The 10,892-nt window shown below is 53.2% G+C and carries 10 protein-coding genes; all 10 read right to left on the bottom strand.

The features are described 5' to 3' along the window. Nucleotides 1–268: 268 nt before the first annotated feature. Nucleotides 269–1,795, bottom strand: coding sequence for an SUMF1/EgtB/PvdO family nonheme iron enzyme (locus tag Q8O92_13610; protein MDP2984351.1), 1,527 nt, complete (start codon nt 1,793–1,795; stop codon nt 269–271). 117 nt (nt 1,796–1,912) lie between these two features. Beyond that, entirely contained in the window at nt 1,913–2,614 is a 702-nt protein-coding gene (locus Q8O92_13615; protein ID MDP2984352.1) for a DUF1080 domain-containing protein, read from the bottom strand. A gap of 89 nt (nt 2,615–2,703) precedes the next feature. Next, entirely contained in the window at nt 2,704–4,251 is a 1,548-nt protein-coding gene (locus Q8O92_13620; GenBank protein MDP2984353.1) for a sialate O-acetylesterase, read from the bottom strand. Nucleotides 4,252–4,407: 156 nt separating this feature from the next. Next, nucleotides 4,408–5,019: a DUF4276 family protein gene (locus tag Q8O92_13625; protein ID MDP2984354.1), complete on the bottom strand. Its 612-nt coding sequence runs from the start codon at nt 5,017–5,019 to the stop codon at nt 4,408–4,410. Then, nucleotides 5,016–6,233: an AAA family ATPase gene (locus Q8O92_13630; protein ID MDP2984355.1), complete on the bottom strand. Its 1,218-nt coding sequence runs from the start codon at nt 6,231–6,233 to the stop codon at nt 5,016–5,018. The genes Q8O92_13625 and Q8O92_13630 overlap by 4 nt, the downstream gene beginning before the upstream one ends. A 100-nt stretch (nt 6,234–6,333) precedes the next feature. Next, the gene (locus tag Q8O92_13635; protein ID MDP2984356.1) at nt 6,334–6,462 is read right to left on the bottom strand and encodes a hypothetical protein; all 129 of its coding nucleotides are present in this window, start codon (nt 6,460–6,462) and stop codon (nt 6,334–6,336) included. Between the two features lie 291 nt (nt 6,463–6,753). Then, nucleotides 6,754–8,865, bottom strand: a complete 2,112-nt coding sequence (locus Q8O92_13640) for a hypothetical protein (protein ID MDP2984357.1) — start codon at nt 8,863–8,865, stop codon at nt 6,754–6,756. Nucleotides 8,866–8,928: 63 nt separating this feature from the next. Further along, the gene (locus Q8O92_13645; GenBank protein MDP2984358.1) at nt 8,929–9,699 is read right to left on the bottom strand and encodes an HD domain-containing protein; all 771 of its coding nucleotides are present in this window, start codon (nt 9,697–9,699) and stop codon (nt 8,929–8,931) included. 153 nt (nt 9,700–9,852) lie between these two features. Next, the gene (locus Q8O92_13650; protein MDP2984359.1) at nt 9,853–10,257 is read right to left on the bottom strand and encodes a hypothetical protein; all 405 of its coding nucleotides are present in this window, start codon (nt 10,255–10,257) and stop codon (nt 9,853–9,855) included. 113 nt (nt 10,258–10,370) lie between these two features. Beyond that, the gene (locus Q8O92_13655) at nt 10,371–10,736 is read right to left on the bottom strand and encodes a translation initiation factor Sui1 (protein ID MDP2984360.1); all 366 of its coding nucleotides are present in this window, start codon (nt 10,734–10,736) and stop codon (nt 10,371–10,373) included. Nucleotides 10,737–10,892 lie beyond the last annotated feature (156 nt).

The raw sequence follows: 10,892 nt of genomic DNA on the forward strand, positions 1-10,892 counted from the left end.
AAAAAAACAAGAAGTAAAATCTTGTAAAATCTTGTAAGATGATCCGGTAAAAAGTGTTACAAAGCTTTCAGTTCTGTCGAAACCTCACCCCGCCGTCGGCCACCCTCTCCTAATTAGGAGAGGGTAAAGACATGTCACGCTGAGAGTTACCCCCTCTCCGGACTAGGAGAGGGGGACAGGGGGTGAGGGTTAAAAACAACAGAAAATAATGTAAAAATTACTTTTTGCCGGTTCATCTTGTAAATCCTGTCTAAAAAGAATCTTTTTATTATCTATCTATTTCCACCTCCCGCACCACCCGTAAGCCCACCTCCTTCGAATCCGAATACCACCAGATGCTTTTGGGCGACTGAGGGTCGGTTACCATCCAGGCGTCATGGTCGGTGCGGTCGCGGGCAGCCGAGCGGAGGTCTTCCGGGCTGCTCGCGTAGGAGCCGCCGCGAACGACATGATCATTTCCCGAAGCGGGGCCTCTGGGATTGACCATGAGGCTTTCTGAGGCATTCTCTTTGTAGGTATCCGGGGAATACCAGTCCAGGCAGAATTCCCGGACATTTCCCAGCATATTGTAAAGGCCCCAGGGATTTGGCTCGTTCGTATAAGGCGGCTGGGTTTCCAGCTCACTGTTGCTCCTGAACCAGGCATATTTACGAACAGAGCTGTCGTCGATACCGAACAGGCGGTTTTTCAGAGACTTACGGGAGAGTTTCCCCATATCGGCGGGAAAAGAGTAAGCGCCCGGTTTTCCGGCACGGCAGGCGTATTCCCATTCCGCCTCGGTGGGAAGACGGTATTTCCTGCCGGTAACTTCCGAAAGCCATTCGCAGTACTTCGCTGCGGCAAACCAGGTCATGGTGAAAGCCGGCCGTGAACCCTTTCCCCACCCCTGGTCGGGAGCGCCGTAAGGCGGGGTCGGGCCGGTAACCGCATCGAACCGTACCGAATCAGCCGATGCGGTCTGTGATCCCTCCGTTTTCTTCCCGGTTGATGTTCGGGAGTAGTAGACATCGAACTCCCGCCAGGATACCTCGGCTTCTCCCATCCAGAAGCGGCTCAGTTTTACCCGGCATGGAGGACCCTCATCGGTACGGCGGCCCTGTTCCGAATCGGGGCTGCCCATGAGGAACGTTCCCCCGGGGATGGCGATCATGTTGAAGGTCACATCGGAGCCGGACATAATCTCACTATAGTTTTCAAATTTACCGGTATCGGGAGGATATATAGGACGCTTGCTTTTTTCCCCTTCAGTCGGAACCTCCATGGCTTCGGTCGGCTTCTCACGGAAATGTCCGACATCGAGATGGCAGTTGATGCAGCGGATTTTGTCACTTGTCCGCATATAGTATTCATGCGCTTTGACGCCCTTCGGGGTCAGGTCGAGGCTGTAAAGGTCAGGATGGCATTCAAGGCAGGAGCTGTCGTAGGTATAGGTGGAGGCGTGCTGCAGAGTTGATTTCGCCTCCCAGTTGATTTTTTTTACATCCTTGAAATAGTAGCTGTACACATCCCGAACACCCAGCCGGGTCTTTTCAGTCAGATAGCTTACTCCTCCGGAAGGAAGATGGCATTCGGCGCAATGCACCACCATCCCTGTCTTATTCTTGTAGTGGGTCGATTTTTTCCAGGAAATCACCGATTGTGGATGAGCATGGCAAAGGAAACAGAACCGATCGGTCGAAGAGTAATGAATCCCGCCGTATCCCAGAAAAGTAATACATATACCGATCCCGATACCGAGAAAGATTTTATAATGCCCGCCAATCCCCCGGATAAATCCGGGAATCCGAAATGCCATGTAGTTTGTTTCCCCTGAAGTTACAATCCCCCCTTAATCCCCCCCTTATTAAGGGGGGAAAGAACCACCTTAAGTCCCCCTTAATAAGGGGGATGCCGCAGGCAGAGGGATATTTTTTTACAGTTCTCTCATCCAGACATTCCTGAATTTCACCGGATGATTGTGGTCCTGCAGGAAAATCGGGCCGCGCGGGGCTTCTGCACTCCGTGGGCCGCCCGGAGTGGAGCCGATCTCCACATTGTCCTGGATGAGCACGCCGTTGTGGAGGATGGTAACCCGCGCCTTTTGGGTAACCTTTTTGGCGGAATCGAATTTCGGCGCATGGAAGATGATGTCGTAGGTCTGCCATATTCCGGAGGGCCTCGAAGCGTTCACGAGGGGCGGATACTGTTTGTAAATCGCCCCGACCATGCCGTCGATATAGGTTTTATTGCCGAAAGAGTCCAGCACCTGCACCTCATAGATTCCCTGGAGGTAAACGCCGCTGTTGCCGCGGTCCTGTCCCTCGCCCTTGGGCGGAAAAGGAGTGGCAAATTCGATGTGAAGCTGCATGTCGCCGAATTCCTTTTTGGTCATGATGCCGCTGCCTTTTTTCACGGTGAATGAGCCATCGCCTGCAGTCCAGGCCGCCGGTTTGCCGTCCGGCTGCACCCATTCGGAAAGGTCCTTGCCGTTAAAGAGCACGACAGCATCCGAAGGGGTCCGTCCCTCAAGGGCGTTCACCACATTGGGTTCCTTGTCCTGTGCAAAAGCCGTCATGCCAGTGGTCAAAACAGCGGTCAAAAGACCCGCCGCGCATGCCGCAGCCATCATCTTCATTTCCTGCCTCCCGGTTATGATGGGTGAAAAAAAACGGTTTGCTGTAAGGTATGAATTTACGTCATTAGGGAGAGTCTGTCCATGATTTTCTACTTCTTTCCAAATGTCGCGCCCGGCCAATCGTCGGTGCGGAACGACGAAGCGGGCAGGCCTTCCTTATTATAGAGATTGCAGACGGGGTTGCTGCTCCAGGCATAGCGCACCGCCGCCGGCTCTGTAACCTTGTCGCTCCAGACAAACACTTCGTTCCCATCGATTTTCGCATCGGCCCAGACGAACTTGCGGTCGGCCCCGGCGATGGCGAACCCCTTGAGCGGCTCGTTGCTGCGTGCAGCAAGCCCGCTCCCGATGCAGTCGAAGCGCAGGCGGATTTTTCCACCCTCCGCCGTCATGGATTTGTAGAGCGGCCCGGAGTAAACGATATCGCGGCCGTATGCTGCCTTAAGCGCGGCCAGGGCGGTCCGTCTTCCGGCCTCCTGCTTATTCTTGTAATGGACATCCTCCGCCACTCCCAGGTCAAGGGTGACCGACAGGCCGGTTTTAGGGAGCGAGAGCGCCATGAGCTGGGCCTCCCGGGTCTCAGCCCAGCCGTTGTCCACCGGCTCCTTGTCCGGGTTGTTTACATTGGCGAGCTGCACCACGATGAACGGCAAATCAGCTTTTTTCCATTGAGCGCGCCAGTCGTTTATCAGGGTTTTGAGCAGCGTCCGGTACATGTAGCCGCGCCCGGAATCGCCCTCCCCCTGATACCAGACCGCGCCTGTGACCGGGAATCGGGTGAGCGGGGCCACCATGGCGTTATAGAGCCAGCCTGGCGCCCAGAGCGACCTGTCGAATCCTTTGGGCGTTGCGGGAATGTCGCCGTAGGACTGTCTCCGGCTCATCTGCACGAAACAGTACTCGAACCAGCCGGACACCGCCTCGTAGTGGAGAAGCATCTCCCCGGGCTTGTCGTCGATGATCTTCTCCCAGCCGCTCAAGAGATACTTCGTCTCCGGGTCGGCGGCAAGCGCCGTGCGGCTCATCCATGTGGGGATGTTCGTGCCGCCCCAGGCGGCCAGCACCAGGCCGATGGGGATATTGAGAGTCTTCTCCAGTTCTCTCCCGAAATAGTAGCCCACTCCCGAAAACTCGCCAACAGAATGGAAGGTGCATTCCTGCCACTGGCCGATGCAATCAGCGAGCGGATCGGCAGCAGCGGTTTTCTTCACCGTGAACAGCCGGATTTTTGGATGGTTCCCGGCGGCGATCTCCGCCTCCGGGTTGGCCGAGTATTTCACCGGCCACTGCATGTTGGACTGCCCCGACAAGACCCACACATCGCCGATGAGAATATTGTAGAGTGTAACGGCATTCTTCCCCTTGACCGTCATCTCGTACGGCCCGCCCGCGCTCATTGGCTTGAGGCTCACCTTCCAGAGGCTGTCGGCACCGGCCGCCGCGGAGAGTTTTTGCCCGTGGAAAGTCACTGTCACCTTTTCCCCAGGATCGGCCCAGCCCCAGACCGGGTACTCTGCATTCCGCTGGATCACCATGTGGTGGCCGAGGAAGGAGGGGAGGAGGACGGAGGCGTGGAGGGGGGTGGTGCAAACAAAGATAACTAGACACTTTATGATCATTTGCCGGTACGAATACATTGATTTTCCCCTAAAAGGCGTGTGAAGAACCCTGTTCAATTGATAGATGCCGAAACAAGTTCGGCATGACGTCATCCTGAACTCGTTTCAGGATCTACATGATAAAAAAACCAACTTTTTCACAAGCCTTTTAAAAATATGGCTGGCTAAAATATTTCAATCAAGATCAGCCTTCAGTCTATTTATCATAAACACGATTTCCCGGTAGCACTTATCGAAAGAATTTGCCCTCCGCGCTGACTGCATGTCAAACAAAGCGGTGAGAGCAGGCTGATCGAGAGTTTCAGAATATGAATGGTTTGACGGCATTTGATGACTGAGCCATTCTTTCGCGCCTCGAATTTGTTCCGGGTTGTCCACTGATGTCAATGTTTCGGACAATCCCCTTTTACCCCTCAGCGATTCGGCGGCGGCGATGAACCATGCCTCGTATTCCTTGTATGCGAGAACGACCGAGATCAGCATATCTGAACGGGTAGAACGAGCGCGGTTAAGTAATGCATGCGCATCAGTCTTTGGGCATCCGCCATCCCAGTCACAATCTATCAAGATCAAAATACCGCCATCGCCGCCAAGTTTACGGGCCGCCAGTTCGACGGTTCTTTCCAATTCACCTGTTTTTATCAATTTACACGCAGGTACTCTTAATGAGTGGATATCTATGGTTATCGCGGGATCTATTTCCCCGGTGATTCGCCGGATAAGCAAGGGTACGGCTTCTACATCACCATATCCTTCGACGATTGCAGCAATTCGAATCTCGTTCATTTCGGTATCCCGCCAAAAAGCTCAAGTTGCGCGGGAGATATTTTTTTAATCTTCTTCGTATCCGGGCTAAGTTGATTAAAACGCAACAATTCACCTGCAGTATAGAGTCGATCTTTAATCGCGCTTCGACTGGAAGGATCAATAGGCCCTATTTTTGTATCGCCGTTTTCGTTTACGACTCCGAGAATCCAGTCATCGCTTATGTCTTTGTCATCGAGAATATCCGGGCTGTGGCTGGTCACTCCAATCTGAACATTCCTGGAGGCTGCGATGAGTGCGTCACGAAGAACACCTGCGGCTCCGGGGTGCACTGCAACTTCCGGCTCCTCAATCCCGACGAACGGAATACGACGTTCACCCTCACCAAAAGATTGATACAAGGCTGTCAGAACGCCAAGGGCGCGGAGCGTTCCGTCGGACATATTTTCAGCGGGAAAACGCCACGGTGTTCTATTAGTCCCCACGACCTGACGAAATTCGAGTGTTTCTTTCTTGCCCATATGTTTAACCGTAACACCCCGAACACCGGTCACAATTTTTGAAAGAAATTCCATCACCTTGCCGTAGGCTTCTTTATTTTCTCTTTCCATAAGGTTCAAAACACTTGCAATATTCTGCCCGTCTCGGCCCAAGAGAATACCCGTGTCAGGGGGCTGTAATTCCCTGATATTAACCGGATTGAAATTGTAAAATCCCATATGGGAGAGAGCATCGTATACTTCACGAAATCCGGGAAGGCCCGCTGCAGCAACAAGATAAAGTCGATCAGAAGCTACAGGGGGCATAACCCTCTCACTGGATTCAATGAGTCTGCCTTCTTGTACACGGTAAAAGTTGTGATTGTTTAATTCTGACCCGAAAACATGGCATTCTTCGTCTTGAACTTCAAATCCCCCTTTTTTCATTGCTCCGACACTAAATGCGAACCATCCCGTACTGTTTTCCGTTATCGTGAATTCGAGGCGGATCCCAAAATTAGTTGGATGGCCGGAAGAACGGCGGCGAACCTCATTGATGCCGCCACGGTCCCGAAGCGCATGTTCCAGACTCATATTAAGCGATTCCGCTATAATTCGGAGCGCATCGAGAAAATTACTTTTTCCTGCGCCGTTCGGTCCTACGAGAAATGTTAAGGGACCGAGTTTGACGGAACAGGCGGCGAAGCTTTTATAGTTCCGAAGAACGACTCGAGTCAGGAAAACGGAATCATGCATCTTCTTCCCCCAAACGGACACTGCGTGCTTGTGAAAATCGATTTTACACAACTATCTGATATTTTTTTTATACATGACAACATAAATAAATACGCATGTTTTACGTGTTTAGATCCTGAAACGAGTTCAGGATGACACGTGTCATGCCGAACTTGTTGCCGCTTCGCGGGAACGATGAAACCGTTTCGGCATCTATTTTGAAAAGAAACGCAGTAAAATATGTCGTCATGTTTTAACCCCCTATAATTTCATTTAAACCTTCAACAATATAGTCTACTACATCAGGTGAGAGGTGGGAAATTGTTGCGATAACGTTCGTATTTGAGAATTTTCTGCAAGCTTTTTTATTTTAAAAAATGCCGCCGCTCAATATTCCGGCCATAACGCTGCCTCTGAAGAAAAGCCTTCCTCTGCCAGGGCTTTTTCTTCTTCAGGATTCAGTTTTGCACATTCTCTTTCGAGACGGCTCCGATAATCCAAATTGTTGAATTTGTCAATCGGATTTGAAGGGTCATTACGATCAGAATAGCTCAGGTATCGCCTCCGTTGTTATACCATTTTTCATCATAAACTTCCCTTCTGCCCCCACCGTCTTTCCCATCTTCTCATACCACCCCATATCGAACGTCGCGCCCGGATTACAGAGAACGAGCTGTTTCTGCATGAGAAGGAGCGCCGCGGTTCGGAGGTCTCCGACCCGTTTTATCTCGGCCGCGGGGAAGATGGAGAGCAGCTCGCGGTCATAGCCGGGATCGGCGCCGTTCAGGTCGGCGACTACTTTATCGGCGCGGCCGAAGACAGCGCTGGCGAACGCGGCGGCGAGGCCAGAGGCCCCGAAACCGGCGACTGTGAGCGGACGCTGCGGATAGGTGGAGGTGATAAATGTCAGGGCGGTAACAATGTCCTGGATGGCGTTCAGGCGGTTGTCACGGTTGTAGGCGGGCGACCAGCTCCAGGAATCGTAGACCTTCGGGGGGATGGAGGAAAGCCCGGAGGCAAACCCGCGCACCCGCCAGACCCGGTAGCCTTTTTTCAGAAGAACCTGCACCCAGGGCTGAATTTCACTGCCGTCAGGGGAAAGGAATCCGCCCGCAGATTCGGGGAGTACGAGCAGGATGTTCCCGGCGGAAAGATTGCCGGAATTCAGCGATTCAAGGATAACGCAGTCCCCCCTGCCCTTGCGGGAGAGGGTGACAGTGCGGAAGGTGGCAGACCGGAGGTTTTTCACCTCGCCGGGACGGGATGCAATCTCTTCCGGGGAAGGAATGTCCACCGCCAGGGCGAGGGCCAGCTTCTCACGGAAGGTTTTTACGAAACCGGCCAGTTCGGCGAGCGATTTGGGGAGCATGGCTGTAAACTGTTTCTCGGAAGCGGCTTTCCAGTTTTTGATCACATCGAGGCCGGAGATGGCGCTCTCCGGGAGCAGGAAATCGGGGAATACCCGCAGGTCGCCGAGCGCTTTTACCTCGGGAGGAACGGAAACCGGCACCGCGATAGGCGGGAACGGGCTTTTCAGATGGCGGCAGAACCAGTCGTAAACCGCCGCGCGGGTCCGGGCGTTGTAGTTATGGCCGCCCGGGATATGGACGTTTTTTATCATGTCTTCGGCGTTATAGAGGGAATAGTACTTCCTGAGGATAGGATACTCACGGGTGGGGGTGCTGTTGGTCCAGGGGTCCTCGGTGGCGGACATGAGGAGAAGAGGTTTCGGGGCAAACGCCGCGCAGAGCTCGACCGTGGAGGTGTCCAGCCACAGCCCCGGCATGTTTTCGCAGCGGCAGCCGGGCTGTTTCTTCGCTCCGACGATATTCACCGGCGCGGCAACCTTGATGCGCTCGTCCGCGGTCATGAGAAGAATGGTCTGGGTCGCCCCGCCCGATTCGCCGGTGCAGCCGATGCGCGAAGGGTCGACCTCAGAAAGGCCGGTCAGAAAATCCAGCCCCCGGATGTTGTTCCAGAGCTGCAGGCCGCCCAGGGTGAATCCGTAAAGCTCGGCCTCCGGGAAATCGAAATCCCCCCAGAACAGCCGCTTTTCGTATGGAAGGGGAACATCGGCGGAGAGACGGGCGCGGCTCGATCCCGGATTATGAGGGAGCTGCATGGAATCCCCGAATCCCACCATGTCCAGGCTGAGCGCCACGAATCCCATGCGTGCGAAATCCATGCACCGTCCCGGAATGGAGCAGTCGACCGAATTCTGCAGGCGGCCGTACTGCCAGTGCCCGTGCGGGGTGATGACCGCCGGATAGGGGGGAGTTCCCCTGGTAGGGTGGTACAGGTTTCCGGTCACCAGGAAACCGGGGAGGCTCTCGAAATAAACCTTGGCGACTGTGAAGCCGTCCCCTTTACGCTCATCGAACACTTTGGCGTTCAGCGGCGTTCTCTCCGGTTCCGGCCAGAGACCCGCCCGGAGGAGAACGGTCTCGCGCAGGAGTTTCTTTCGCGCCTCCCACTGGGAGAGGGATTTCACCGACTCCAGCTTCAGGTCGTAATGGTCGGGATCACGGAGCATATCCAGGCGGGTGTCTTTGCAGGATTCCTGTGAGATACCGTCTGCCGGTTTCAGAAAAAAAACCGCCAGAATGAAAATCGACGATAACACGAACCTGAAAGAAAACCGCCGCCGGGTCATTGTGCGCTCCTTTTGTGACTAGGGGACTTTGGATTTTGGGCTTTGGACGTTGAGCTATTTTTTTTATTCTACCTGCTTCAAAATAAATTCCGCGATTTCTTGTATTTCCTTTTCATCCGGGAGCGTGGAGGCGAGCAGATTCAGCACGCCATCCTCATGGATGCGCTGCCTGGCGGGCGGATAATTGATGTCGAATACCCAGGACATCTGCATCAGGGTGAAATCCACTACTGAGCGGATGTTCTCGCTCGATACGGTCTGACGGTTTAAGATTTCATCGAGGGCCAGGGGATTGACCGGTCCCTCAGCCTGGATCCAGAGGGCTTCTTTCAGGTGATCGCCAAGGTTGTTTTTTCCGATTCTTTCACGGATGATGCGGTAGATATCGAGCTTGTCGGCGTCACGGACCAGTTTTACAAAAGGCAGGGAATCAGGGTTTACCACTGAAGGAATCGTTCTCCTGTTGTGGAAGAGGATGCCATCCAGGATCTGACTGCGGGTTGTTTCGGAGCAGGGCGAAAGCACCCCGGATTCTTTTACCGCAGCGCATCCCTGTGCTCCGTGATCCACCGAATCGGCATCGACAAACGTTCCATACTCGGCGAACTGGGAAAATCGCCCGACATCATGAAGGAGACCGAGAGCCGCTGCTGTGAGGCGATCTTCGCTGCCCCAGTCAAGCTCTTCCGAAAGAGACCGGCAGATTTCCGAAACCTTTCTTGAGTGAATCAGTTTCATAGGTATAGGGGAGTCAGGGTTGCCGTTTTCTCCCAGGAACCCCTCCACATAGTAAAGAAACCATGATCGAATTTGATGAAACGTGCTTGAATTCATGGAAGAAAGATGCTCCTGTTGCTATGCATGACGTATTTATCGCGCAAGATGCCGAAATGGTTTCATCGTTCCCGCGAAGCGGCAACACGTTCGGCATGATACGTGTCATCCTGAACTCGTTTCAGGATCTACCCGCCCGGATATGTTTTTCCCTCATGTATCATAGTATATATCATGCAGGGAAAGCGAGGAAAGAAAGGTGTCCGGGCAAGTCCAGTAATCGGAGTTTTGCTCGCTGACATCACGGTTCTCCACTATGAGAATCCGTGCATCGTGAGAGGAAAGAACGCTGTGCCAGACAGACTTCTTTATATTGATCGCCTGGAAAAGCTCGAGCTCCACCGGTTTCACCGAGCCGCCGTCCGGCCCGCTGTCTCCCACCAGCATGATCGCTCTTCCGGCCATAAGTACGAATGCCTCGTCGCTCGTGTTGTGACGTTCGATATAACCGACAAAGGGGCAGCCGTTATAGGCCGCCGCCATCCAGTCGTGCCCGCTTTCGAAAAGAGGAGCATATCCGGGTTCCCGGTAGATGCCGAGTTCATAATTTTTTTCCAATGTGGTTTGCCTTCCTTATGATTTCATCGAAATGTACCGATAAAAAGAAAAGAGTTGCCGGTAAAATCGTGTGAAAGGATTTCCCTGATTTTACAGCAGTTGTTCAGCCGATCTCAGCCTCCGGCCCGTTTTACGGTAAATCCCAGTTTGGTGAGTTCAGTAATGAGTACACCGGAATAATCTCCCTGAATTTCCATGACTCCACCCTTCACCGTCCCTCCCGTTCCGAGACGGCGTTTGAATTGCGAAGCCAGTTCGCGAATGCCCGATTCATCAAGCGGAAACCCGGAAACTGTAGTAACGGTTTTCCCTCCGCGGCCTTTTACATCCCTCCGCACTCGAACGATGCCATCCCCTTGAGGGTTCACAGGTATTTTCCCGCAGCCACATGATGCGGCGGGTTGTCCGCAGGAAGGGCAGAGACGGCCTTTTTCGGTAGAATACACCCTGCGGTTCTGATTCGATCTATGAATCGGCATGATAGGATACTCCCTAACCCGAATTATTCACAAACTTGCTATGACATTTTCTTAACTCTTTTTTAAACAAATACTTATTATTAATTTTTGGATGCAGCCCCCTAAATCCCCCGAAGGGGGACTTTTCGTGGTAAAGATGAAAATACGAAAGCGTAA

It is taken from the genome of Candidatus Latescibacter sp. (assembly GCA_030692375.1).
Lineage (GTDB): Bacteria > Latescibacterota > Latescibacteria > Latescibacterales > Latescibacteraceae > JAUYCD01.

Bases quoted from the DNA above. Each gene is read 5' to 3' on its own strand.
- Q8O92_13610 (MDP2984351.1), bottom strand. From the start codon at position 1,795: ATGGCATTTCGGATTCCCGGATTTATCCGGGGGATTGGCGGGCATTAT.
- Q8O92_13615 (MDP2984352.1), bottom strand. From the start codon at position 2,614: ATGAAGATGATGGCTGCGGCATGCGCGGCGGGTCTTTTGACCGCTGTT.
- Q8O92_13620 (MDP2984353.1), bottom strand. From the start codon at position 4,251: ATGTATTCGTACCGGCAAATGATCATAAAGTGTCTAGTTATCTTTGTT.
- Q8O92_13625 (MDP2984354.1), bottom strand. From the start codon at position 5,019: ATGAACGAGATTCGAATTGCTGCAATCGTCGAAGGATATGGTGATGTA.
- Q8O92_13630 (MDP2984355.1), bottom strand. From the start codon at position 6,233: ATGCATGATTCCGTTTTCCTGACTCGAGTCGTTCTTCGGAACTATAAA.
- Q8O92_13635 (MDP2984356.1), bottom strand. From the start codon at position 6,462: ATGACGACATATTTTACTGCGTTTCTTTTCAAAATAGATGCCGAAACG.
- Q8O92_13640 (MDP2984357.1), bottom strand. From the start codon at position 8,865: ATGACCCGGCGGCGGTTTTCTTTCAGGTTCGTGTTATCGTCGATTTTC.
- Q8O92_13645 (MDP2984358.1), bottom strand. From the start codon at position 9,699: ATGAATTCAAGCACGTTTCATCAAATTCGATCATGGTTTCTTTACTAT.
- Q8O92_13655 (MDP2984360.1), bottom strand. From the start codon at position 10,736: ATGCCGATTCATAGATCGAATCAGAACCGCAGGGTGTATTCTACCGAA.